General features: G+C 72.5%; 21 protein-coding genes and 1 riboswitch. Of the genes, 9 read left to right on the top strand and 12 right to left on the bottom strand.

The window, feature by feature from the left end:
• Nucleotides 1-113: 113 nt before the first annotated feature.
• The 4 genes from Dvina_RS46355 to Dvina_RS46340 all read right to left on the bottom strand — a co-directional run bounded on the left by Dvina_RS46355 (nucleotide 114) and on the right by Dvina_RS46340 (nucleotide 2,502).
• Nucleotides 114-485, bottom strand: coding sequence for a hypothetical protein (locus Dvina_RS46355; protein ID WP_223097836.1), 372 nt, complete (start codon nucleotides 483-485; stop codon nucleotides 114-116).
• 86 nt (nucleotides 486-571) lie between these two features.
• Complete coding sequence (locus Dvina_RS46350; RefSeq protein WP_223097835.1) at nucleotides 572-997, bottom strand: roadblock/LC7 domain-containing protein; 426 nt, start codon at nucleotides 995-997, stop codon at nucleotides 572-574.
• A gap of 61 nt (nucleotides 998-1,058) precedes the next feature.
• Entirely contained in the window at nucleotides 1,059-2,021 is a 963-nt protein-coding gene (locus tag Dvina_RS46345) for a MarR family transcriptional regulator (RefSeq protein ID WP_223097834.1), read from the bottom strand.
• A gap of 94 nt (nucleotides 2,022-2,115) precedes the next feature.
• Entirely contained in the window at nucleotides 2,116-2,502 is a 387-nt protein-coding gene (locus Dvina_RS46340; protein WP_223097833.1) for a hypothetical protein, read from the bottom strand.
• 270 nt (nucleotides 2,503-2,772) lie between these two features.
• Here Dvina_RS46340 and Dvina_RS46335 point away from each other — a divergent pair, with 270 nt between their 5' ends.
• The 4 genes from Dvina_RS46335 to Dvina_RS46320 are packed head-to-tail and all read left to right on the top strand — an operon-like array spanning nucleotide 2,773 to nucleotide 6,719.
• On the top strand, nucleotides 2,773-3,126 hold the full coding sequence (locus tag Dvina_RS46335) for a VOC family protein (RefSeq protein WP_223097831.1): 354 nt from the start codon (nucleotides 2,773-2,775) through the stop codon (nucleotides 3,124-3,126).
• Complete coding sequence (locus tag Dvina_RS46330) at nucleotides 3,123-4,223, top strand: AI-2E family transporter (RefSeq protein ID WP_223097829.1); 1,101 nt, start codon at nucleotides 3,123-3,125, stop codon at nucleotides 4,221-4,223. Before Dvina_RS46335 ends, Dvina_RS46330 begins: the two co-directional genes overlap by 4 nt.
• Complete coding sequence (locus Dvina_RS46325; protein ID WP_380028583.1) at nucleotides 4,220-5,449, top strand: deoxyguanosinetriphosphate triphosphohydrolase; 1,230 nt, start codon at nucleotides 4,220-4,222, stop codon at nucleotides 5,447-5,449. Before Dvina_RS46330 ends, Dvina_RS46325 begins: the two co-directional genes overlap by 4 nt.
• Before the next feature lie 13 nt (nucleotides 5,450-5,462).
• Nucleotides 5,463-6,719, top strand: a complete 1,257-nt coding sequence (locus Dvina_RS46320; RefSeq protein ID WP_223097827.1) for an NAD(P)/FAD-dependent oxidoreductase — start codon at nucleotides 5,463-5,465, stop codon at nucleotides 6,717-6,719.
• 559 nt (nucleotides 6,720-7,278) lie between these two features.
• Here Dvina_RS46320 and Dvina_RS46315 read toward each other — a convergent pair.
• Genes Dvina_RS46315 through Dvina_RS46305 form a run of 3 tightly spaced genes read right to left on the bottom strand, consistent with a single transcriptional unit; the run spans nucleotide 7,279 to nucleotide 10,965 of the window.
• Nucleotides 7,279-9,183 carry an ABC1 kinase family protein gene (locus tag Dvina_RS46315; RefSeq protein ID WP_246655770.1) on the bottom strand — a complete coding sequence of 635 codons (1,905 nt, stop codon included), beginning with the start codon at nucleotides 9,181-9,183 and terminating at the stop codon, nucleotides 7,279-7,281.
• Between the two features lie 27 nt (nucleotides 9,184-9,210).
• Nucleotides 9,211-10,038, bottom strand: coding sequence for an aldo/keto reductase (locus Dvina_RS46310; RefSeq protein ID WP_223097825.1), 828 nt, complete (start codon nucleotides 10,036-10,038; stop codon nucleotides 9,211-9,213).
• Between the two features lie 9 nt (nucleotides 10,039-10,047).
• Complete coding sequence (locus tag Dvina_RS46305; RefSeq protein ID WP_246655769.1) at nucleotides 10,048-10,965, bottom strand: TetR/AcrR family transcriptional regulator C-terminal domain-containing protein; 918 nt, start codon at nucleotides 10,963-10,965, stop codon at nucleotides 10,048-10,050.
• 67 nt (nucleotides 10,966-11,032) lie between these two features.
• Between Dvina_RS46305 and Dvina_RS46300 the strand changes: the two genes are divergently transcribed.
• From Dvina_RS46300 to Dvina_RS46290, 3 genes are all read left to right on the top strand, one after another.
• Nucleotides 11,033-12,208 (top strand): FAD-dependent monooxygenase, encoded by a 1,176-nt coding sequence (locus Dvina_RS46300; RefSeq protein WP_223097821.1) that lies wholly within the window; start codon nucleotides 11,033-11,035, stop codon nucleotides 12,206-12,208.
• Between the two features lie 50 nt (nucleotides 12,209-12,258).
• The gene (locus tag Dvina_RS46295) at nucleotides 12,259-13,809 is read left to right on the top strand and encodes a sensor domain-containing diguanylate cyclase (protein ID WP_223097819.1); all 1,551 of its coding nucleotides are present in this window, start codon (nucleotides 12,259-12,261) and stop codon (nucleotides 13,807-13,809) included.
• 58 nt (nucleotides 13,810-13,867) lie between these two features.
• Nucleotides 13,868-14,010: riboswitch (cyclic di-AMP (ydaO/yuaA leader) on the top strand.
• Nucleotides 14,011-14,244: 234 nt separating this feature from the next.
• The gene (locus Dvina_RS46290; RefSeq protein WP_223097807.1) at nucleotides 14,245-14,922 is read left to right on the top strand and encodes a peptidase M23; all 678 of its coding nucleotides are present in this window, start codon (nucleotides 14,245-14,247) and stop codon (nucleotides 14,920-14,922) included.
• Here the strand turns inward: Dvina_RS46290 and Dvina_RS46285 are convergent.
• From Dvina_RS46285 to Dvina_RS46270, 4 genes are all read right to left on the bottom strand, one after another.
• Nucleotides 14,915-15,805, bottom strand: a complete 891-nt coding sequence (locus Dvina_RS46285; RefSeq protein WP_223097806.1) for a hypothetical protein — start codon at nucleotides 15,803-15,805, stop codon at nucleotides 14,915-14,917. The two genes, Dvina_RS46290 and Dvina_RS46285, sit on opposite strands and share 8 nt — an antisense overlap.
• Nucleotides 15,802-16,311, bottom strand: a complete 510-nt coding sequence (locus Dvina_RS46280) for a SigE family RNA polymerase sigma factor (protein WP_223097805.1) — start codon at nucleotides 16,309-16,311, stop codon at nucleotides 15,802-15,804. Before Dvina_RS46280 ends, Dvina_RS46285 begins: the two co-directional genes overlap by 4 nt.
• A gap of 548 nt (nucleotides 16,312-16,859) precedes the next feature.
• Nucleotides 16,860-18,170 carry a polyprenyl synthetase family protein gene (locus Dvina_RS46275; protein WP_223097804.1) on the bottom strand — a complete coding sequence of 437 codons (1,311 nt, stop codon included), beginning with the start codon at nucleotides 18,168-18,170 and terminating at the stop codon, nucleotides 16,860-16,862.
• 311 nt (nucleotides 18,171-18,481) lie between these two features.
• Nucleotides 18,482-19,198: a SanA/YdcF family protein gene (locus Dvina_RS46270; RefSeq protein WP_223097803.1), complete on the bottom strand. Its 717-nt coding sequence runs from the start codon at nucleotides 19,196-19,198 to the stop codon at nucleotides 18,482-18,484.
• Nucleotides 19,199-19,271: 73 nt separating this feature from the next.
• Here Dvina_RS46270 and dnaG point away from each other — a divergent pair, with 73 nt between their 5' ends.
• Together dnaG and Dvina_RS46260 are read left to right on the top strand one after the other, a co-directional pair.
• A complete protein-coding gene (gene dnaG, locus Dvina_RS46265; RefSeq protein WP_223097802.1) occupies nucleotides 19,272-21,140 on the top strand; it encodes a DNA primase in 1,869 nt (622 codons plus the stop codon).
• Nucleotides 21,141-21,142: 2 nt separating this feature from the next.
• Nucleotides 21,143-21,682 (top strand): hypothetical protein, encoded by a 540-nt coding sequence (locus tag Dvina_RS46260; protein WP_223097801.1) that lies wholly within the window; start codon nucleotides 21,143-21,145, stop codon nucleotides 21,680-21,682.
• Here the strand turns inward: Dvina_RS46260 and mptB are convergent.
• Complete coding sequence (gene mptB / locus Dvina_RS46255) at nucleotides 21,659-22,966, bottom strand: polyprenol phosphomannose-dependent alpha 1,6 mannosyltransferase MptB (RefSeq protein WP_223097800.1); 1,308 nt, start codon at nucleotides 22,964-22,966, stop codon at nucleotides 21,659-21,661. The two genes, Dvina_RS46260 and mptB, sit on opposite strands and share 24 nt — an antisense overlap.
• Nucleotides 22,967-22,974 lie beyond the last annotated feature (8 nt).

Raw genomic sequence — 22,974 nt, 5'->3', positions numbered from 1 at the left:
CCGGCCGGGGAACTCGGCTGGGGCGGACTCGCGGAGATGTGGGAGCGGTGGGGGTGCCGAGCCGCCCCGCCGACCGGCTTCGCGGTGGCGGGGCGGGTGGCTGCGGAAGGTCCTCAGACCTCCATGTCGTCCTCGACGCGGGAGAGGGTGTGGCGGGCCAGGGCGAGGTTGGCGCGCTGGCGGTTGAGGGCCAGGTACAGGAACAGGCCCTTGCCTGAGCGGCCCGTGACGGGGCGGATCAGGTGATACTGGCCGGCCAGCGTGATCAGGATGTCCTCGATGCCGTCCTTCAGGTTCAGCATCTCGATCGTGCGCATCTTGGCCCGGACCACGTCCGTGTTGCCGGCCGCGGCGACCGTGAGGTCGAGGTCCTTCGAGCCGCCGAGGACGCCCAGGGCCATGCCGCTGTTGTAGTCGACGAGGGCCACGCCCACCGCGCCGTCGATCTGCATGAGTTCCTTGAGTGCAGTTTCCATGTCCGCCATGGCTACCTCCGAGAGTGTGTTGCTGGGGGAAGGAAGGGAAGGTTCGGTAGTTCGTCGGGGTCGGCGGTGGGCGCCACCGCTGCGGCTCACCATGCCGCCGGCTCCGGCACGGCCTGCGCAAAGCTCAGCGCGGCGTCGGCCATCACCCGGGACACCACCGCGGTGGCGCGCCGGGCCTCGTGGTGCAGCCGGGCCACGTTCGCGTCGGCCCGGGCCAGGAGGACCAGGACCGCGCCGTGGCCGGCCATGTACATCGCGACGTGCCCTCCGGTACTGCTGATGAGCACCTCCTGAAAGTCCTCGTGACCGGCGCTGTCGGCGATCCGCTGGCTCACGCCGAGGCAGGCCGCGGCCAGCGCGGCGACACCCTCGACGACGAGCGCCTGGGCGTCGTCGGCAATGAGCAGTCCGTCGGTGCTGGCGACGAGGCATCCGGTGATCTCCGGTACCGCCCGCCGCAGCCGGCTGAGCTCTGAGAGCAGCTCGCCGCGAAGCTCCGCGTCGGTCCTCATCGAGTCGTCTCCTCCTCTCTGCGGCGGCCCGGCATCTGTGCCGAGGTGGCCGTCGCCCGGCTCATCGCAGCGCTTGCAGCGCCGCGCGGATCCGTTTCAGTAGCGAGTCGTCCGGTGACTTGTCGATCGCCCCGGGCAGCACCGCCAGTGCGCTGACCCCGGCCGGCAGCTCGCGGCGCCCGCGTGGGGCCGCGGGCTCCTCGAACGTGAAGGTGCCGGGGACCCGGTGGGGCAGTGGCTCGGCCGGGGGCTCCTCCTGCGGGGTCGGTGCGGGCTCGGGCGGTACCACCGAAAGCGGCTCCTCTGCGGTTGACGGCTCCTCCAGGGACGGCGGCGTGACCAGACCGGCCGCGGCCAGCCGCCGCACGTCGAGCGTCACCGCATAGGCCGACCGGCCCAGCAGTCCGGCCAGCTCCTGCGGCGTGCGCCGGCCGTCGGCGTGCAGGACGATCTCCCACTGCAGGCCGGACAGGAGCACCCGGTCGAGGCCCGGCCGCAGAACCGGTACGACCGGTGCCAGGTCGGTTGCTTCGGAGGGGTGCACCTCGTCGAGCATGCGCCGCTGCCGGGCGACGCTGTCGCACACCTGGTCCGCTGTCACAGTGCCGTCCGCACCGAGCCAGTGCTCGATGCCTTCATCGAAGCGCAGCTCTGCCCGGGCGGTGCTGAGCACGAAGAACGCGGCGTCGTAGAGCGCCTGCAGCGCGCACAGCTCGATCTCGGCCGCGGTGACGTGGCCGCCCTCGACGAGCGCGCGGGCCGGGCGGGACGGGATGGTCTCCCAGACCCGCTCGTCGACCTTCTCGCAGGCGGTGAGCAGCCGGTCGACGCTGGGGGCGGCCGGCGACTCGCAGCCGTTGACCCGGCCGTCGCGCAGGAACAGCACGCCGCCGGGCTCGCCGTGCACGGTCAGGGCGCCGGTGGCACCCTCCTTGGCCAGCTGGACGAGGGCCTTGGCCGGTGTGGTGCCCCGCGCGAACCTGGGCTTGTCGGCGGCGGGCACGCCGGTTTTGGCGGTCACCACGCTCACACCGCCGCCTTCGCAAGCTCCGGCGTCGGCGCGGGCGCACCGCTGTGCTGCCGGCTCACTGTCTCTCCGCTGCGCTCCGGACCGCCCATCACGCGAGATCGTCGGCCAGCGAGCGGACCCGGCGGCGGGCGATGGCCAGGTTGCCCTCGTTCCGGTCGAGCCAGACGTAGAGGACCAGGCGCGAGTCGAAGCTGGTGCGTACCGGCCGGATCAGGTGGTACGCGGCCGAGGTGCTGATGATGACGTCCTCCACCGTGTCGCCGGGGATCGCCGGGGCGTAGGCCGCGGTCTGCATTGCCGCATGGATGACGCTCGCCGTGCCCAGGGCCGCGGCGGTGGGGTCGGCGTGCGGGGCGATGTGCTCCTGGCCGCCCTCCAGCCCGAGTGTCTGACCGGTGGTGTAGTCGATGAGGCTGGCTCCGAGAGCGCCCTTGATGGACATCGCGCGGTGCAGGCAGTCATCGATAGCAGGCAACAGGTACTCCCCGGTGGCGCGGACATTTCGGGCACGCGTCATCACCACGCGTTCACGGCAAGTTACCCCGTGCTCATTGATCAGTTACTCCGTGCATTCGGTCAGGAAGGTCTGACCGAAGAGTTTGTGTGTTTTGCAATTTGCATGTTTGGCTCACGAGGCCGCCGGAAAGGTACTAAGCTGCCCAACCCGCCCCGCCCGCCGGGCGGCTGCGATGGTGGTCGGCGCGGCGTATGGTGGGTCCCCATCGTTCACGGCGGAGGTGTGTTCATGGGGAGTCGCTGGTACGCCCTGATCGTCGACGCGGTCGACCCGGAGCGCCTGGGCCGGTGGTGGGCCGAGGTGCTCGACCACCGCGTGGAGAGCGCCTCCCCGCGCGAGGTCGTGATCGGACCGGACATCGACGGCCATCCCCGTATCGTGTTCAACCTGCACGACGGCGAGGAGCTGCCACGCAACCGGCTCCACCTCGATCTGCGCCCCGACGACCTCGACGCCGAGCTGGAGCGCCTGGTGAACATGGGTGCCCGCCACGTCGACGTCGCCGAACCCGAGAATGCCGCGTGGGTCATGCTCGCCGACCCCGAAGGCAACGAATTTTGCATCATCCGGCCAAAGCGATGAGCTTCGCAAAAACCTACCGGCTGGCCATCGCGGCCGGGCTGGGCCTGCTCACGGTGGCGGCGGGCGCGTTCGCGGTCTACTCGGTGCGCCAGGTGCTCGTGCAGGTGCTCATCGCGCTGTTCGTGGCGGTGAGCCTCGACCCCGCGGTCCGGCTGCTCATCCGCCACGGGGTGCGCCGCTCGATCGCCGTGGCCATCATCGCCGTGCTGGTGCTGGCGATCCTCGTCGGGTTCGTCTGGTCGCTGGTGCCGCAGCTCGTCGGGCAGGCCGGGCAGCTGCTCGACAACGTCCCGCACTACCAGGAGGTGCTGCAGGACAAGTCGCGGACCTACCGCGAGGTCGCCGACCGCTACGGCCTGACCCAGAAGCTCACCGAGTTCGCCACCTCGCTGCCCGAGAAGATCGGCGGAGGCGCGCTCGGCGTGGTCACCGGGATCTTCAGCGCGCTCGTCAACGTCCTGCTGGTGACGGTGCTGACGCTGTACTTCATGGCCGACCTGCCCCGCCTGCGCCGCGGCCTGGTGCGCCTGGTGCCGCGGGCGAACCGGCCCCGCGCCGCGCAGGCGATAAACGTGGTGGTGGACAAGGTCGGCGGATACATGATCGGCAACCTGATCATCTCCCTGGTCGCCGGCGTCTCGGTGTTCATCTGCCTGATCGCGCTCGGCGTGCCCTACGCGCTGCCGCTGGCCGTCTGGGTCGCGCTCACCGACCTGATCCCGATGATCGGCGCCGGCGTCGGCGCGGTCGGGTGCTGCATCGTCGCCCTGGTCACCGGCGACGTCACGTCGACTGTCGTGCTCATCGTGTTCTTCCTGATCTACCAGCAGATCGAGAACTACATCGTGGCCCCGCGGGTGCTGCGCAACACCGTCGACCTGTCATCGGTCGCGATCCTGCTGGCCGCGCTGACCGGCGCGGCCATCCTCGGCCTGGTCGGCGCGCTGATGTCGATCCCGATCGCCGCCGCGATCAAGGTGCTGATGACCCCGGTGGTCGAGACGCTCAACGAGCCGCCGCCGCGGGAGCCTCCGGCCGAGCCACCGGTACCGATCCCGGCGCCCAGGGACGAGGACTCTTCTAAGCTCGAATCGTGACGCCGTCGCCGGAAGACGTGGCCCGTTTCGTGCCCGAGCCGATCAAGGACACCGCCACCACGTCCGCCGACAACGGCCGCACGCCCTTCCAGCGCGACCGGGCCCGGGTCCTGCACTCCGCGGGCTTCCGGCGGCTGGCCGCCAAGACCCAGGTCCACACGGCCGGCACCGACGCGTTCCTGCGCACCCGCCTGACCCACTCCCTGGAGGTCGCCCAGATCGGCCGGGAAATGGGCGCCCGGCTCGGCTGCGATCCGGACGTGGTCGACACGGCCGGCCTCGCCCACGACCTCGGCCACCCGCCGTTCGGCCACAACGGCGAGGACGCCCTCGACGCCGTCTCCCAGCCGTGCGGCGGCTTCGAGGGCAACGCGCAGACACTGCGGGTGCTGACCCGTCTGGAGGCCAAGGTCCCGGGAGCCGGCCTCAACCTCACCCGGGCCGCACTCGACGCGGTCGCCAAATACCCATGGTTCAAAATCGAGAACAACCGCAAATTCGGTGTGTACTCCGATGACGCCGACGTCTTCGCCTGGCTGCGGCAAGGGGCCGAGCCCGGCGCCCGCTGCCTCGAAGCGCAGGTGATGGACTGGGCCGACGACGTCGCCTACTCGGTGCACGACCTCGAGGACGGGATCCACGGGGGGTACGTCCACCTCGCCCCGCTGCGCATCGACGCCGGCGAGCGCGGCGCTCTGTGCGCGGACGTGGCCGCCGCCTACTCCCACGAGTCCGCGGCCGACCTGGAGGCGATCCTCCTCGACCTGCTGGGCGACCCGGTGTTCGAGCCGCTCGACGACTACGACGGCAGCCACGGCGCCCAGATCGCCCTCAAGCGCCTGACGAGCATCCTGACCGGCCGGTTCGCCGCCGCCGCGGTGGCCGCGACCCGGGAGCGCTACGGTCCGGCCCCGCTGCGCCGCTACGCCGCCGATCTGCTGGTGCCGCCCCTGGTCCGGGCCCACTGCGCGCTGCTCAAGGGCATCGCACTGCGCTATGTGATGCGGCGGCCGGGCTCTTCGCAGCGCTACGCGGATGAGGTACACCTGCTGCAGTCGCTCGTCGCGCTGCTGCTGGAGAACCCCTCGGCGCTGGACCCCGTCTTCGCCCCGATGTGGCGGGCGGCCGCCGACGACGCGGCCCGCCTCCGCGTGGTGATCGACCAGGTCGCCAGCCTGACCGACCAGTCGGCCGTGGCCTGGCATGCCCGCCTCGCCGACACGTGACAGGCTTGACACCATGGCTGATGAGCGCACGTTCGTGATCGTCGGGGCCGGCCTCACCGGCGCGAAGGCGGCGGAGACGCTGCGGGCCGAGGGCTTCACCGGCACAATCGTCCTGATCGGCGAGGAGGGCGAGCGCCCCTACGAGCGCCCGCCGCTCTCCAAGGATTACCTGCGCGAGCTGGAGGGCGCCCGTGAGAAGGCGTTCGTCCACGACCTGTCCTGGTATGCGGACAACGACATCGACCTCCGCCTGGCCACACGGGTCACGCACCTGGACGCCGCCCTGAAGCGGGTGACGCTCGACGGCGTCGACGAGCTGCACTACGACAGGCTCCTGCTGGCGACGGGCTCCCGTGTGCGCACCCTGGACGTCCCCGGCGCCTCCCTGCCCGGCGTCCGCTACCTGCGCACGCTCGACGAGGCCGAGGCGCTCCTGGACCAGTTGAAGCGCGCGGCCAACGTGGTGGTCGTCGGCGCCGGCTGGATCGGCCTGGAGACCGCGGCCGCCGCCCGTCACCACGGCGCCGCCGTCACGGTGGTGGAGCTGGGCTCCCTGCCGCTGCAGCGGGTGCTCGGCGACGAGGTGGCCGCGGTGTACGCCGACCTGCACCGCGCCCACGGGGTGACCTTCCACTTCGGCGCGTCGGTCGCCTCCTTCTGCGGCGACACCCGCCTGGAGTCGGTGGTCCTGGCCGACGGCACCGAGCTCCCGGCCGACCTGGCCGTGATCGGGGTGGGCATCCAGCCCAACACGGAGCTGGCCGTGGACGGCGGCCTGGCCGTCGACAACGGCATCCTGGTCGACGCGGGCCTGCGCACCTCGGTGCCCGACATCTACGCCGCCGGCGACGTGGTCAACCTGGACCACCCGCTGCTGGGCTCCCGCATCCGCGTCGAACACTGGGCGAACGCCCTCAACGGCGGCAAGGCGGCCGGCCGCGCCCTCCTGGGCCAGGAGGTCGTCTACGACCGCGTCCCGTACTTCTACTCCGACCAGTACGACCTGGGCATGGAGTACAGCGGCCACGCCCCCAAGGACACCTACGACCGCGTGGTCTTCCGCGGCGACCCGTCCGTGAAGGACGGCAAGGCCCCGGAGTTCATCGCCTTCTGGCTGCAGGACGGCCGCGTCCTGGCCGGCCTGAACGCCAACATCTGGGACGTGACCGACCCGATCCAGGCCCTGATCCGCGCCGGCTACAACGGCACCACCGTCGACCCGGCCAAACTCGCCGACCCGGACGTCCCCCTGGACCGGCTCCTCGCCTGACGCGCACCGCGGCTCCGGCCCGACGCCCAGAGGGACCGTCGGGCCACCGCGCGCAACTTGTCGGTCCGCTTCTGGAAATTCCTCTCGTGAGACAGCCAATTTTGGGGACCTTGCAGCAGTTCGACGTCGCTCTTGTCGAGCCACATGAAGTTGGGTGTGAACAGGAACCGGCCGCCGCTGCAGCAAGCGATGAAGATTGGGACGTTGGGGCGAGGCTCGGCCCGGCCGGCGGAGTGTCGCCGCGCGGCCGTTGCTGCACAACAGCCGCCGTCCTGATCCGGGCCGGAACCATGGCCGGCGTCGGAAACGATCACGGCTGTCAACGCTGTGGCCGTCGCCCATGCCCATCGCGGTGGCCGGGCCAGTCCAAGCCGCCTGGCCTCGGCGACGGCGGTTGCTTCGGCGATGACGGCGTCCTCATACCTGGATGCCGGCCGTGCGCTGTCCCCCAGCTCACTGAGCTTTGCGGTCGGGATTTCGAGCGGTGTCTGTTCGGCCAAAGCGTTACTGGTCGGCGGGCCCCCTCTACTCGTATCGGCCGAAGGATGTACCGGCCGGTCTAGGGATCGCGGCGGAGGCTGGTGATGAGCGTGCGGAGCATGAGGACGGCGCTGATCAGGAGCAGGTTGTAGCCGAACAGCTGATACAGGGTGAAGCCGGCCGAGAGCGCCGGGCCGCCGGTGGTGCCGAGCAGGATGACGGCCATGACGCCGGTGACCGCGCCGAGGAATGCCAGCGTCGCCTGGCGGACGAGCCCGGACACGAACCGGCGCTCGCGCTCGTCGGCGAAGAGCCGGACGCCTACGGAGAGGCGGCCCTGCTCCACGGCGTTGGTGATGCGGTCGATGCGGCGGGGGAGGCGGCGCAGCAGGGGGAGCAGCTTCAGCGTCTCGTCCTCGGCGGCCTGGCGCAGCGAGGGCGGGCTGAAGCGGTCGGCGATCCGGCTCGTCGCGAAGGTGCGGGCGGCCTCGATGATCTCGAAGCCGGGGTCGAGGGTCTTCAGGGTGCCTTCCAGTGTGCCGACCGCCCGGAACACCGCGGCCACGCCCGGCGGGACGCGCAGGCCGTGGGCGCCCAGGATGCGGAACAGGTCGACGAACATGTCGAGGCGGGGCGGCACACCGGCGGACAGGTGGCTGGCCATGAACTGGCCCAGGGCCCGCTCCAGCGCCTGGTCGTCCAGGCCTTCCGGGCGGCTCACGGCCTCCAGGAGGGCGTCGCTGAGGCCCGCGCGGTCGCGGCGGTCGATGGCGACCAGGATGTCCTGCAGCGCGGCCTGGATGTTGGCGTCGATGCGGCCCACGACGCCGAAGTCGAGCAGGGCGATCCGGCCGTCGTCCAGGACGAACACGTTGCCGGGGTGGGGGTCGCAGTGGAAGATGCCGTCGATCATGATCTGCTCCATCATGAGCGCCAGCAGCTGGCCGGCGCGGGGCTCGGCCCCTTCCAAAGGCTTCGATCCGAGGGGTACTCCGGGCAGGCGGTCCATCACCAGCAGCCGCGCGGTCGACAGGTCGGTGTGGATCTGCGGGATGACGACGGGGCTCTTGCGGGCCAGGGCCAGCGTGCGCACGGCTGTCGTGTTCGCCGCCTCGACGCGGAAGTCCAGCTCCTCGGTCAACGAGTCGGCGAAGCCCTGCGCGAGGTCGTTGATGCCGATCGTGCGGGCCCAGCCCATCCGCTCGTGCAGCGCGCGGGCGAGCGTGGCGACGATGTCCAGGTCCTGCTCGACCAGGGGGCGGATGCCGGGGCGCTGGACCTTGACGACGACCTCCGCGCCCGAGCGCAGCGTGGCCCGGTGGACCTGGGCGACCGAGGCGGCCGCGATCGGCTCCTCGTCGAAGCTCGCGAAGATCGTGTCGGGCTCGGTGCCCAGCTCCTCGACGAGCACGGTGCGGACCTCGGCCCAGGGCGCGGGCGGCACCTCGTGCTGCAGCTGGCTCAGCTCGGCGATGAACTCCGGCGGCAGCAGGTCGCGGCGGGTCGACAGGACCTGGCCGAGCTTGACGAACGTGGTGCCGGACTCCTCCAGCGCCAGCCGCAGATGCCGGGCCAGACCGGGTCGCCGCCGCCCGCGCCCGCGCAGGTAGGGGCCGAGGCCGTGGCGGACCCCGATGGCCGCGATGCGGCTGTAGCGGCGGGTGCGCGCGACCCAGCGGCGCAGCGCGCGATACCAGGTGATGGGGGAGCTGCCGTGGGGCACCACCAGCTCGGCCAGCATCAGGAAGGCCATCGTGACGAGCAGGGCCGAGCCGATGACGAGGGTCAGCAGCGACGGGTTCTGCTCGACGCCGCCGACCCCGCGGGTCACGATGCCGGCCGTGCTCAGGGCGACGAAGCAGCCCGCGGCGGTGCGCAGCAGGCCGATGCGCAGCCCCAGCAGCCGGCGGGCGCCGACGACGATCAGCAACAGCAGCAGGACGGTGAGGATCGTGCCGAAGACGGCGAACGAAACATTGGCCACGATCGACTCATGGTACGGAAGCCAGGCTCAGAATTCTTCCCAGTTCGCCGGGTCCTGCTTGACGGGCAGCTGCTTGACGCCGTCGATGGCCGCCATGTCCTCGGCGGTGAGGGTGAAGCCGAACAGGTCCGCGTTCGTGCGCTGGCGCTGCGGGCTGGCGGAGTGCGGTACCACCGCGATGTCCTTCTGCAGCAGCCAGCGCAGGACGATCTGGGCCGGGGTCACGCCGAGGCGCTCGGCGGGCGCGGTGACGGCGGGGTGCTCGAGGACGCCGGAGTTGCGCTCGAGCGGGCTCCACGCCTGGACGACCGTGCCCTGCGCCTGTACTGCCGAGATCAGCGCCGGACGGGCGTGCGACGGCGACGCCTGGAGCTGGTTGACGGCGGGGGCGATGCCCGTCGCGGCGGTGACCGCGGCGAGGTGCTCGGGCAGGAAGTTGGACACGCCGAGCGTGCGGATCAGGCCGGCCTGCTGCAGCTCGGCCATCTCGGTGTAGGACTCGACGTACTTGCCGACGGCGGGCAGCGGCCAGTGGATGAGGTACAGGTCGACGTAGTCCAGGCCGAGGCGTTCGAGGGAGCCCTCCAGGCCCGCGCGGGTCGAGCCCCGGCCCTGGTCGCTCCCGCGCAGCTTGGTGGTCACGAAGAGCTCCTCGCGCGGCACCCCGGACTCGCGGACCGCGGCGCCGACGGCGTCCTCGTTGCCGTAGGCGGAGGCGGTGTCGAGCAGGCGGTATCCGGTCTCGATCGCGGCCAGCACCGCGTCCGTCGCCGGGCGGCCCCGCAGCGGCCAGGTGCCGTACCCGACGGCCGGCATGTCGTATCCGGAGTTCAGCTTCATCACAGGGCTCGGCATACCCCCAACCTAGCCAATCAGCGCGGCCAGCCCGTCGAGGATGCGGGTGAGACCGAACTCGAAGATCGTGTCGAGCTCGTAGTCCACCGCCGCGCCGCCCAGCGCGGCCAGCCGCCGCATGGTCGGGAACCGGCCGCCCGCGGTGATCCGGGTGAAGCGGGCCTGCTGCGCGGTGAACCACTCGACGTTGTCGACCCCGGTGTCCTGCTCGGCGGTGGCCTCCCACTCCAGGTTGACGGCGGTGCCGCGGACGTGGTTGGCCAGCATGATCGTGGCGTGCATGGCGACCGGCAGCGACAGGCCGGCCCGCTCCAGCGCGGCCAGGTTCCACTCGGTGTGGGCCATCGCCCGCTCGGCCATCGGGGGCCGGGTGAACGACATGACCTCCGCCGCCCACGGATGGCGCCGGTACACGCCCCACTGCAGCCGGGCCGAGGTGGCCACGGCGGCCCGCCAGCCGGGCCAGGTGTCGGCGCCGGGCAGCGGCGACTCGCCGAAGACGGCGTCGGTCATGCGGACGAGCAGCTCGTCCTTGCCCGCGATGTGCCGGTAGAGCGTCATCGTCGGCATCCCGAGCGCGGCGGCCAGCCGGCGCATCGACAGCGCGGCCAGCCCCTCGGTGTCGGCCAGCCGGATCGCCGTGGACACCACCCGGTCCAGCGGCTCCGGGCCCTCCGCCCCGGCGGCGGCGCGCGGACGCGGGCGGCGGGCGACGACTGTGCCGATCCCCGGCTGCGGCTCGACCAAGCCCTCCTGGCGCAGCGTGTTGAGTGCCTTCGTCGCGGTGGCCATGGCCACGCCGTAGGAGCGCATCAGCTCACGGGTGGACGGGACGCGATCACCGGGCCGCAGGTCGCCCGCGGTGATGGCGGCCCGGACCCGGGCGACGATGCGCTGGAACGGGGGCTCCGTACCGTCCTGCTGCACTAGTGCACACCCTATCCCCGGTCGCGCGTCATTGAACGCTCGGACGCGGTGTTCGTACGGTGTACGCATGATAGAGGTTCTGATCTCCGGCGCGAGTATCGCCGGCAACGCGCTCGCCGCCGGGCTGGCCCGGGCCGGGTGCGCGGTCACGGTGGTCGAGCGCGCACCGGCGCTGCGCCCGGGCGGCTACGCGATCGACATCCGCGGGGTCGCGCTGGAGGTGGCCGACCGGATGGGCGTGAGCGACGGGGCGCGGCAGTGGAGCACCGACACCGAGGGCACCAGCTTCGTCGACGCCGCCGGTCGGCGCATCGCCACGCTGCCACTGGGCTTCGGCGTCCTCGACCCGGCGGACATCGAGATCATGAAGGGCGATCTTTCGCGGGTACTGCACCAAGCCGTGCCGGCGGGCGTGGAGTGGATCTTCGGCGACAGCGTGGCCGAGCTGGACCAGCGCGGGGGGCGGGTCGCGGTGCGGCTGGAGCGCGGGGGCCGGCGCGAGTTCGACTACGTCGTCGGCTGCGACGGCATCCACTCGCGGGTCCGCACCCTCGCGTTCCCCGGGGACCACCTCCACCACCTGGGCAGCAACAGCGCCGTGTTCACCGCGCCGAACGAGCTCGGGGTGCGGCGGTGGCAGCTGATCCACACGATGCCGGGCCGGGTGATGAGCGTGAAGACCGACCGCGGCTCCCGCGAGGTCAAGGTCACGCTCCTGTACGGCGGGGGCATGCCGCCGCGCGACCGGGCGGAGCGGGTGCGCTCGATCGAGGCCGCCTTCGCCGGGGCCGGGTGGGTCGGGCCGCGCCTGCTGGAGCTGATGCGCGGCGCCCCGGACCTCTACGTCGCGCCGAACGCGCAGGTCCGGATGCCGGGCTGGACGGCGGGGCGGGTCGCGCTTGTCGGCGACGCGGGGTATGCCCCGTCCGCGCTGACCGGGCAGGGGACGGGAATGGCCCTGGTGGGGGCCTACCTGCTGGCCCGGCACATCGCGAGCGGGGGCGAGCTGGGGGAGTACGACCGCGAAATGCACGATTTCGTGAAGGTCAACCAGCGGGCCGCGCTCGGGGCAGCGCGGGGATTTGCACCGAAAAGTGAACTGGCCGCCCGGATGATGAGCCTGAGCATCCGGATGCTGCCGTACCTGCCGGGCCGCAACCTGATGTTCGCGACGATGACCAGGCCGGCTCGTCGGGCCGCGAGTGCTTTGATCTTGCCAACGGCGATGGGGCAACCGGTATAGGGTTTACTTCTCAACCGATTTGATGCGTCGATGTATGGGTGCAAGGTCAGATGGGGCGACAGCACGAGCGGGACGCGGCGATGGCCGCCATCCGTTCCGTGTACCGCATCACCGGCCGCATCAACACCGGCAGCACCCTGGCCGAGACGCTCCAGCTGATCGTGGACGCCGTCGTGGACGGGACCGGGTTCGGCGCCGCGGTGGTCAACTACCTGCACCGCGACGAGGGGTACTACGAGGTGGTCACCGCCGCGGGCCCCGAGGAGGTCGCGGCGGCGCTGCTCGGCACCCGCTACCCCGCGGCCGAGTTCGACGCCTACGTCGGGCGGTCGGAGGAGTGGGGGCAGCTCTGGTACCTCCCGGCCGAACGGCACAGCTTCCACCTGCCGACCTGGGTGCCGGACGAGGTGCCGGCCGCCGAGGGTGTGGACCCGCAGGAGCGGTGGAACCCGCTGGATTCCCTCTTCGCCCCGCTGCGCGCGCCGAGCGGTGAGCTCGTCGGCATCCTCGCCGTCGACCTGCCCGACGACGGGCGCCGCCCCGGCCCGCTGCAGCGCGAGCTGCTGGAGATGCTCGCCGCCCAGGCCGGCATCGCGATCGACAACGCCAACCTGGTCGAGCAGCTCCAGCGGGAGCGCCGGCACCTCGCGGCCAGCGAAGAGGCGTTCCGGCTCGCGTTCACCGGCGCCGGCACCGGCATGTGCCTGCTCGGCGTCGACGGGCCCGGGTTCGCCCGGATGACCCGGGTCAACCCCGCCCTGTGCGAGCTGCTCGGCCGGGGCGAGGCCGAGCTCCTCCGGCGGCCGATCGCCGACCTGCTGCACCCCGACGACCTCGACCTCGCCCGGGTCGCGTTCGCCGCCGCGACGACCGGCAAGGGCACCCCGGTGCGCGACTACGAGATCCGCTGCGTGCGCGGCGACGGCGCGGTGATCTGGATCGCGGCCACACTGTCGCTGGTGGCCGGCCCGCCGCCGTTCGGCATCCTGCAGGTCCAGGACGTCACCGGGCGCAAGGAGACCGAGGCCGACCTGGTCCGCCGGGCCTCCCGCGACCCGCTCACCGGCCTGGCCAACCGCGACGCCCTGGCCGCGCCCCTGGCCGCCGCGATCCGCCGGGCCCACGCCGCCCAGGGCGACAGTGCGCTGCTCTTCTGTGACCTCGACGACTTCAAGGTGGTCAACGACACGCTCGGCCACGACGCCGGCGACGCCGTCCTCATCGAGGTGGCCAAACGGCTGTGCGGCCTGGTCCGTCCGGGCGACACGGTGGCCCGGCTGGGCGGCGACGAGTTCGTCATCCTTTCGGGCGCATCGCCGGTCGCCGCGCTCGTCGACCGGGTCGAGCGGGCCGTGGCCGCGCCGATCATGCACGACGGGCAGGTCCTGCGGGTCCGGGTGAGCGTCGGGGCGGCCGTGATCGATGCCACGGTGAACGACGCCGGGGCCGCGCTGCGGGTGGCCGACCGGGCGATGTACCAGGTGAAAGGCCAACGACCCGGGCATCGGGTGACCGATCGGGTGACAGCTCACGGTGAGCTTCACGGTGCGCAGGGTGGTATCCCGTTGCTGCGGTTGGCCGAGGCGGAAACCGCCCAGTAATGTCGGGTGGTCTGCTCCGGGCGACGCGCCCCGATCCACGGGGACACCGGACGGACGCCGTCGAGTCGCGCCGCACACTTCAGCGTCGCGAGCCGGGGACCCATCGCAGTCCTTGGGGTGTATCCGTGACCGAGTCACGGTAGGGCGAATCCTCCCGCCCGAACCCGTCAGCTAACCCGGTAGGCGGCACCGGAAGGAGAACTGCCTCGTGTTCTACGACGCTCTCTGCCGTCGCTCCCCCGGACGGGTGAGCGCCAGGACCTGATTCCTGGCCGTCCGCTCACCGCCGACCGCCGCTCGCTTCGCGCGACCCCTCACGCACCACGGGGTCGTGCCGATGGCGTGCGCCCGCACTCGTCCCGGAGACCTTTCTTGCCTTTCTTGACTCCGTTGCCGCGGCAGTTCCAGCCCCGGCACCGCCGTCCCGTACAGACGGTGAAACCCGCGGCCGTGTCCGCCGTCGTCCTGTCCGCCACCCTGCTCGCGTCCGGCTCGGCCGCCGGCCCGGCCGGCTCCGTCTCCGCGTCCGCGGCCCCGGCGGCGCCTCCCGGGACGGTCCCGGTGTCGGCGCCCGTGTACGAGCCGAAGCACGCGGCCTACGACGCCGTCGCGGACGACGTCTTCGGCCTGGCCGTGCTGTCGGTCGCGCCGGTCGAGGTGGCCGCCGCCCCGCTCCCGCCACGCCCGGTGGCCGGCCTGGACCAGACCCAGATGAACAACGCGGCCGCGATCGTCAAGCAGGGCCGCGCCCAGGGCATCCCGGAGAAGGGCCTGATCGTCGCGGTCGCCACCGCGATGCAGGAGAGCGACCTGTACATCGCGGCCAGCCCGGCCGTGCCGTCGTCGCTCAAGCTCCCGCACGACAACGTCTCGGTCGACCACGACTCGGTCGGGCTGTTCCAGCAGCGGGCCAGCCAGGGCTGGGGCAGCGTGCCCGAGCTCATGGACCCGGCGCGCTCGGCGATGCTGTTCTACAACGCCCTCGACGAGGTGTCGGGCTGGCAGAGCATGAGCGTGACCGGCGCGGCCCAGGCCGTGCAGCGCTCCGCGTATCCGGGGGCGTACCAGAAGCACGCCGACCGGGCCGCCGAGGTCGTCGCCGCGCTCACCTGACCGGGTCGATGGTCCAGTCGTCCGGGTCGTCGAACACGTGGACGCGGCCCTGCGCCGGCTCCGGTGACCGCCCGCCCGGGACCAGCGCGACCCGGAGCCCGGGCGGGTCCGCGGACGCGGGCTCGGCCGTCGACCCGGGGCCGTCCGTCGACCCGTGCTCGGGCACGTACGCGTGGTCGGCGAGCACGAGCACCCAGACCGGCAGGTGCTGGGCGGGGTCGAAGCCGTACACGAGGCCGACGAGCGCCTGCCTCGGTCCGGCGCCGGTGACGTACCCGGGCACCGGCACGGGCCGGCGCGCGTCCGTCGCGAGCTGCTCGGCGATGCGCTGCCAGAGCGCCCGGTTCGCCGCGGCGTCGCCGGGTGCTCGGCCGACGATCGTGGCGTGGGCGTGCGGGGCCCACTGCCACTCATACTGCCCCGGCTGCTGCATCCTCGGGGCGAAGCCGGGCGCGTACAGCGAGATTGTGAAGTCGGTCGTCCCGTCGGCCGCCGCGTAGCGCTCGGACTGCACGGCCGCCCACAGCACCGGATGCGCGGCCGCAGTCACTCCGGCCGGCAGCCAGCCCGGCCGCATTCGCAGCACGAGCACCGGGTCGAAGCCGCCGACGCCCACGCGCCGGGGGACGACCGACGGCGCGCCCGTAGACTCGGCGGCCGGCCGGTCCCCGGCCGCGTTCGGCAGCGCGAGGGCCAGGCTCGCGAGGAGCCCCAGCACCACCACCGCGGCCGCCGCCGCACCGCCGGCCACGGCCCGCATCCTTCGCCGCCGCCGCCCCACCCGCACCACCTCGCCGAGGTCGACCCGCGAGTCAGGGGGGCCGTCGCCGGCGTAGTCGGTGCCGTCGGCTCGCAGGAGCGTCCGCAGGCTCTCCTCGTTCATCGCATCCTCCCTGAGTACTCGTCCTCGAGCAGCCGCCGCATGGTGCCGAGCGCCGCGGCGGTCTGGCTCTTCACGGTTCCCGGCGCACACCGCATCGCCGCCGCGGTCTGCTCGACGGACATGTCGTAGAAGAACCGCAGCACCAGTACCGCCCGCTGCCGCTGCGGCAGCCGCCCGAGCGCCCGCTGCAGATCCAGCCCGTCCACGACACCCTGCAAAGCCCGGTCCTCGGCCGCCCGCTCCGGCAGCCGATCCACCAGCCGCACCCGCGCCGCCCACCCCTGCCGCCGCTCGTCGATGAACCGATGCACGAGCACGGCCCGCACGTAGGCATCCACGTTCTCGGCGCGCCGCACCCGCTTCCAGTGCACGTACACGTCGGTGAGCGCGCGCTGCACGATGTCGTCGCCGCGGGCCCAGTCCCCGCACATGAGGAACGCCGCCCGCCGCAGCTGCGGCAGCCGCGACCGGACGAACTGGTGGAAGTCTTCCTCGGCCTGCGCCATGCCCCTTAGGCGTAACCGCCCGGCCGTCCGGTTCGCCGTAGCCGCGAGTTTCCGTCCCGGGCCGCGTGAGCCGCCACGGCACGCTGTCAGGCCCGACACGCCGGGCGCCGGCCCGCGTCGGCTTGCTGTCCGGCCCGATATGACAGGCGCTGGCATACCTCGGCACGGTGGCGGGCCCCGATATGTCGGGCGCTGGCGCGCCTCGACATATCGGATTTATCGCCCGCCGGGGTATCTGCAGAAATTGCCGGTTTTGCGGAACCGGTGCGATGGGGACGCGGTGTGGTGGTGAACCTGGTGTGGTGCGGACGCGGTGTGGTGGCGGACGCGCGGTGTGGTGCGGACGCGGTGTGGTGGTGGACCTGGTGTGGTGCGGGCCCGGTGTGGTGGCGGACGCGCGGTGTGGTGCGGACGCGGTGTGGTGGCGGACCTGGTGTGGTGCCTACCCGGTGTTGGTGGCGGACCTGGTGTTGGGGGCAGACCCGGGTTGGTGCGGACCCGGTGCGGTGGCGCCGGTGTGGTGTGGCGTCGGGGCGTGGCTGTCCGGGTCAGCGGGGCGTGGCGGTGGCGCGGCGGGCCAGAGCGACGAGCTCGGCGATCGCGGCCGGGGAAGGGGAGGCCAGGTCGAGGGTCAGGAGGGCCTGGGAGAGCAGCTCGTCGGCCTGGCGGCGGCACCAGTCGAGGGCGCCGGACTGCTCGATGGTCTTGGCGGCGCGCTCGACGTCGGCCTCGCTGAGCTGGGCACGGCTGTCGAACAGCGCCGTCAGCTCGTCGGCCCCGGCGGCGACCGCGGCGGCCACGGGGAGCGAGCGACGGCGGCGGCGCAGGTCGGCCCCGACGCCGCCCCCGCCCCAGATCTCCAGGAGGTCCTCGGTGAACTGGACGGCCAGGCCCAGACGTACCCCGAACACGCGGAGGCGCTCGACCTGAGCCGGGTCGCCGCCGCCCGCGACCGCGCCCAGGGCGCAGGCGCAGCCGAACAGGGCGCCGGTGCGCTGCTCGACCATGGCCAGACAGTCGCGGAGCAGGTCGGTGCGCTCCTCGCCGGCGGAGTCGGAGCGGTTGTCGCGCAAGGCCAGGGAGGCGTGCTGGCCGTGCAGGAGCTCCTGCACCGTGTCGCCCAGGATGCGCAGCATCGCCCGGTCCGGCCCCGCCTGCCCGGACCGCTGCCGTGGCCCCGCCGCCCCACCGCGGGCATCGCCGGGCAGTGACCCGCCGGATCCCGCGGCTCCGCGGCCCGCGTCGCCGGGCAGTGACCCTCCGCGGCGCGCGCCGCCGGGCAGTGGCGCGCCGGGGCCCGCGAGGCGCGGACGGCCGCTGGGCTCGCCGGCTCGTCCGCTGCGCTGTGCAGTGTCGGTGCCGTGCCCCGGGCGGTGTGGTGGCGGGCCCGCGTCGAGCGCGGCGTCGTTCCACGCGGTGGCGGCCGGTGGCCCCGAGCGGCGGGCGTGGGTGGGGTCGCCGGTGGCTATGACGTCGTACGCGAGGGCCAGCAGAGCCTCGCCGCCCAGCGACGCCGGCTCGGGTCCCACGATGCTCCAGGCGGTGCCGTCGGGCCGCTCTTCGACCAGGTCACGGCGGATGGCTGACCAGTGGTGCATGAGCTCGACGGCCACGGCCCCCGGCACGGCGGCGTGCGGATCACCGCCCACCGCGTCGGCGCAGACCAGGGTCAGGGCGCTGCGCAGCGAGGCGGCCGACACGGCGTCGCCCAGGTGCCAGCCGAGTTGCAGCTCAGCGACCGCGCGGGACGGCTCCGGCAGCCGCCCGATCGCGGTGCGCAGGGGCGGGTCGACGAGCCGGCCGGCCCAGCGCAGGATGTCGTCCGTGGTCCGCAGCACGATGACCACCGCGGTCGCCACCACCCATCGTGAAAACTGTCAACGGACACAACTCAAAAATCGAGCCCGCAATCGGACCCGGCCGATCACCGGGGCCGGTGAGCCTGGTCAAGTATGCCGGGGCGGCCGCTCGCGCATGCCGGAAACCGCAATGGCCGGGCCGTGTGGCGAAAACGTCAGTCGCCCGGAGGCGGCGAGTCCCCCCAAAATCGGCGTGTCGTCAGCGGTTTCTGCTCACCGCCCCGCGCCGGCCGTGTCGCGCGTCGCCATGGTCGGCGGCACCGGGGCGGATAGTTGCGGTTTCAGTGTCTACTGTGGACTGCGCGGGCGGCTCACGGCGTGTGGGCGTCGATCGCCTGTTGCAGGGTGGGGTCCGCGGGTGAGACGACTGCCGGTGGCCGGTCGGTGGTGGCGTCCCATGCGGCTTTCCAGGCGGCGGCTACGTCTCTGAGCTGGTTTTTCCAGATTGTCAGGGTGCGACAACCCTCGCAGCCGGACGGGACGCCCCACGCGTCCACGCCCAGATCGCGGCAGAGGGTGACGGCGCGGTACAGGTGGAGGTCCTGGCTCACCAGCAGCGCGCGGCGCACGCCGTAGACGTCGTGGGCGCGTCGGCACGTGTCGTACGTGTCCAGGCCATATGGGTCCACCACGACCCGGGACGGCTCCACGCCCTTGCGGGACAGGTAGTCGCCCATCACGCGGACCTCGTTGCCGGAGCTGCCCTGGGCGTCGCCGGAGATGAGCAGGGCCCTCACCTTGCCCGTGGTGACCAGGGCGGCCGCCGTGTCCAGGCGGTTGCGCAGGAACGGCTTGGGCTCCTGGCCGCCGGGGGCCACCTCGGCGCCGAAGACGATCGCCACGTCGGCGGTGGGGGCGTCCGCGACCGCGACCAGGCGGCCGGACGACATGATGCGGACCCACACCGTGGGCGTCAGGGCGATGGCCGCCACGACGATCACACTGAGTGACAGGCGGAGCAGGACGCGCCTGCGGCGGTACCAGCGAAGAGGCTTCTGCTCCTGCTTGACCGCGGGCGGCGTCGACATGCCGGAAGCATGGCATGGCCCGGCCACGGTCGATGCCCCGTCGAGTCGTAGATTGTCGTAGCGCCGAGGCAAGATGTGTGGGGAGGTGTCGGTGGCCGGCAAGATCAAGGACGAGGACATCGCCCTCGTCCGGGAGCGCACGTCGATCGAGGACGTCATATCCGAGCACGTCACGCTGCGCTCGGCGGGTGGGGGCAACCTGAAGGGGCTGTGCCCGTTCCACGACGAGAAGACCGCTTCGTTCAACGTCTCACCGACCCGGAATGTGTACTTCTGCCACGGCTGCGGTGCCGGCGGAGACGCGATCAAGTTCCTGATGGACCACGATCACCTCACGTTCGTGGAGTCGGTCGAGCGGCTGGCGTCGAAGGCCGGGCTGCAGCTGCGATACGTGGAGGCCGGCAGCGCGCCGGTGCGGCCCAGCGGGCAGAAGCACCGGCTGGTCGCCGCCCACGCCGAGGCGGCCCGGTTCTACCAGGAGCAGCTGGGGTCGCCGGGCGCGCGCAAGGCGCGGGAGTTCCTGGCCCAGCGTGGCTTCAGCAAGGAGGCGGCCGAGCGCTACGGGTGCGGGTTCGCCCCGGAGGGCTGGGACAACCTGGCGAAGTACCTGCGGCTGAAGGGCTTCTCGGCGGCCGAGCTCACCACCGCCGGCCTGTGCCGGGAGGGGCGCAACGGCGGCCTGATCGACAGGTTCCGGCGGCGGCTGCTGTGGCCGATCAGGGACATTTCCGGCGAGGTCATCGGGTTCGGCGCGCGCAAGCTGTTCGACGACGATGACGGGCCGAAGTACCTCAACACGCCCGAGACGCCCCTGTACAAGAAGTCGCACGTGCTGTACGGGATCGACCAGGCCAAACGGGAGATCGCCAAGCAGAGCCGGGTCGTGATCGTCGAGGGGTACACCGACGTCATGGCCTGTCACCTGGCCGGCGTGCCGGTGGCCGTGGCGACCTGCGGCACCGCGTTCGGCGGCGACCACATCTCGGTGCTGCGCCGGCTGCTGATGGACGCCGACGGCTACGGCGGCGAGATCATCTTCACGTTCGACGGCGATGCGGCCGGGCAGAAGGCGGCACTGCGGGCGTTCGAGGACGATCAGCGCTTCGTCGCCCAGACGTTCATCGCGGTCGGGCCCGACGGCATGGACCCGTGCGAACTGCGGCTGGCCAAGGGCGACGCCGCCGTGCGCGACCTGGTGGCCGACCGGCAGCCGCTGCTCGACTTCGCGCTGCGCTCGGTGATCCAGCGCTTCAACCTCGACACCGCCGAGGGCCGGGTCGGCGCACTGAAGGCCACTGCGCCCCTGGTCGCCAAGATCAAGGACCGGACACTGCGGCCCGAGTACGCGCGCAAGCTCTCCGGTGACCTGGGCATGGAGCTGGAGACGGTGCAGCGCACGGTGGCCTCGGCGGCCAAGGGCGTCGTCGACCCCATGCCGGTGCCGGCCCAGCGCCGCGTCCTGTCCCCGGACAGCGCGGAGGCCCTTGTCGAGCGGGAGGCCCTCAAGCTGGCGCTGCAGCAGCCGGCCCTGGCCGGGCCGATGTTCGACGCGATCGGGCCGGAGATGTACACGCACCCGACCTACGCCGTCCTGCGCACCGCGGTGCTGGAGGCCGGTGGCGCGGGCAGTGCGGCCGGCGGCGCGGTCTGGATCGAGCAGGTCCGCGAGGCGTGCCTGGACCTGACCGCGGGCGCGATGGTGGCCGAGCTGGCCGTCGAGCCGCTGCGCCTGGACGGCGACCCGGACCCGCGCTATGTCGAGGTGACGATCAACCGTCTGCAGCTCATGGCGCTCAACCGGACCATCGCCGAGCTCAAGTCGAAGCTCCAGCGGATCAACCCGGTGAGCAGCGCCGACGAGCACCTGAAACTGTTCAGTGAGCTGGTGTCGCTGGAGGGCCAGGCCCGGGCCCTGCGCGATCGCGGCGCGAGCCGGTGGTGACGATGGGACTCTTCAAGCGCCGGCGGCTGCCGGCCGAGCGGCGCCCGGACCTGGGCCCCGACGAGCGGGTCGTGGCCTGGGCCGGGGCGACCGGCGACAACGTCGTGGTCGCGACCAATCACGGGCTGTGGCTGCCCGGGGCCGGTGAGCGGCTCGGCTGGCACGAGATCCACAAGGCGACCTGGTCGGGCCGGCAGCTGGCGATCATCGCGGCGCGGGAGGTGCCGGTGGGCGACGACGCATACGCGGTGATGGAGGACCTCCCGCCGCTCGTCGTCACCCTCCTGGACCCGGACCGGGTGCCAGAGCAGGTGCGAGTGCGGGTGAACAAGTCCATCGCGCACACCTCGCACCATCCGCTCGAGGAGATCACGGGTGGGCGCGGCGGCGTGCGGATCGTCGGCCGGCGGGTGCCCGGGGTCAACGGTCTGCGCTGGACGGCCCGCTACGACGAGGGCGTCGATCCGACTTTGCCGGGCGTCGCCGAGCACACCCGCGAGCTGGTCGACTGGGCCAGGTCAGGAGTGGGAACGGCGTCGTAGCCGGCCGGCCGCCCAGGCCACCAGCACGACGTCCAGGAACGCGCCGGGGACCTTCGTCTTCGTGGCCAGGCCCAGGCTGTCCGGGAGGGTCAGGAACGGCAGCGCCACCACCGCCACGTGGACGCCCGTGCGCAGCCGGCCGGCGAGCGGGGTGCAGGCCAGGACGGCGATGCCGGCGAGGGCGTACCACGCGTAGAACACCGGGCCGAGCACCGCCGTCGCCAGCATGGCCAGGCCGGCGAAGGTCATGACGGCGGTCGGCTCCGCGCGGGCCTTCACCGCCCTGATCCACAGCCAGAGCAGCAGCCCGGCCAGCACCACGAAGCCCACCGCGCGGGCCGCGGCGACCGCCGGGTCGAACGCTTCGGGGTGGCCTGCCCATCGCAGCACGTAGCCGACGGCCATGCCGACGCCGCTCGGGATGGACAGCCACTGGACCAACTGGGCCGTCGCGCCGAGCGCCTTGAGGAACCCGAGGCCGTGGCCGGTGACCAGGGCGAGCGCCGTGTAGACGGCGGCGGCTGCGGCGGCGAACGCGAGCGGGTCGCGGCGGCGTCGGAGCAGGAGGAGTACCAGGAAAGGCGCCGCAACCAACGCTGTGACCTTGACTGCGGCGGCCAGTCCGATCGCCGCGCCGGCCGGCACCGGTCTTTTGTGTACCGCGTAAGCGAACCCGGCGACGACGAAGCCCGCGACGAGGATGTCGTTGTGGACGCCGGAGACGACGTGGATCAGCACCAGCGGGCTCATGGCCAGGGCCGCGTTGTCTGCGGTGAGCCGACGGGCGGCAGCCACGCACAGGATGAGGCCGCCCACCGCGACCGCCCGGAAGAGACCGACGGCGACGACGAGGTGACCGTGGGCGAGCCAGGCGACGGCGCCGGAGATGGCGAACCAGAGCGGACCGTACGGCGTCGGGGTGTCGCGCCACAGCGGCGGGACCGCGGACAGCCAGGTGCAGGGCAGGTCGGCCGGGCCGTGCTCGTAGAGGTTCAGGCCGGCGTCGAAAAGCTGACCCTGGCAGCTGTACGCGTACACGTCGAGCGCACCCATCGGTGGCGCGATGAGCAGGGGGAGGGCCCACAGCGTCGCCGTGACCAGCAGCCCGCTGCGCTCATCGCGTAGCTGCCACCAGGCGTAGCCGAGGCCGATGAGCGCCGGGAACCACAGGCAGACGCCGGTCACCCACGCGGCGTCGTGGTGATACGGCTTGCCGGCCAGGAAGCCGCTGACGGCGAGCACGAGCGAGGCGGCCAGCCCGAGCCAGCGCGGGTTGAGGCGCATCGGGGCAT

The sequence above is a fragment of the Dactylosporangium vinaceum genome (assembly GCF_019904175.1).
GTDB classification, from domain to species: Bacteria; Actinomycetota; Actinomycetes; order Mycobacteriales; family Micromonosporaceae; genus Dactylosporangium; species Dactylosporangium vinaceum.
The sequence above is the reverse complement of the archived record's forward strand: the minus strand, read 5'-3'. Positions and strand labels throughout refer to the sequence as shown.

Excerpts from the sequence above, each read along its gene's own strand:
- Dvina_RS46355 (WP_223097836.1), bottom strand. The coding sequence starts at position 485 with ATGGCGGACATGGAAACTGCACTCAAGGAACTCATGCAGATCGACGGC.
- Dvina_RS46350 (WP_223097835.1), bottom strand. The coding sequence starts at position 997 with ATGAGGACCGACGCGGAGCTTCGCGGCGAGCTGCTCTCAGAGCTCAGC.
- Dvina_RS46335 (WP_223097831.1), top strand. The coding sequence starts at position 2,773 with ATGGGGAGTCGCTGGTACGCCCTGATCGTCGACGCGGTCGACCCGGAG.
- Dvina_RS46330 (WP_223097829.1), top strand. The coding sequence starts at position 3,123 with ATGAGCTTCGCAAAAACCTACCGGCTGGCCATCGCGGCCGGGCTGGGC.
- Dvina_RS46320 (WP_223097827.1), top strand. The coding sequence starts at position 5,463 with ATGGCTGATGAGCGCACGTTCGTGATCGTCGGGGCCGGCCTCACCGGC.
- Dvina_RS46310 (WP_223097825.1), bottom strand. The coding sequence starts at position 10,038 with ATGCCGAGCCCTGTGATGAAGCTGAACTCCGGATACGACATGCCGGCC.
- Dvina_RS46300 (WP_223097821.1), top strand. The coding sequence starts at position 11,033 with ATGATAGAGGTTCTGATCTCCGGCGCGAGTATCGCCGGCAACGCGCTC.
- Dvina_RS46295 (WP_223097819.1), top strand. The coding sequence starts at position 12,259 with ATGGGGCGACAGCACGAGCGGGACGCGGCGATGGCCGCCATCCGTTCC.
- Dvina_RS46285 (WP_223097806.1), bottom strand. The coding sequence starts at position 15,805 with ATGAACGAGGAGAGCCTGCGGACGCTCCTGCGAGCCGACGGCACCGAC.
- Dvina_RS46280 (WP_223097805.1), bottom strand. The coding sequence starts at position 16,311 with ATGGCGCAGGCCGAGGAAGACTTCCACCAGTTCGTCCGGTCGCGGCTG.
- Dvina_RS46270 (WP_223097803.1), bottom strand. The coding sequence starts at position 19,198 with ATGTCGACGCCGCCCGCGGTCAAGCAGGAGCAGAAGCCTCTTCGCTGG.
- dnaG (WP_223097802.1), top strand. The coding sequence starts at position 19,272 with ATGTGTGGGGAGGTGTCGGTGGCCGGCAAGATCAAGGACGAGGACATC.
- Dvina_RS46260 (WP_223097801.1), top strand. The coding sequence starts at position 21,143 with ATGGGACTCTTCAAGCGCCGGCGGCTGCCGGCCGAGCGGCGCCCGGAC.
- mptB (WP_223097800.1), bottom strand. The coding sequence starts at position 22,966 with ATGCGCCTCAACCCGCGCTGGCTCGGGCTGGCCGCCTCGCTCGTGCTC.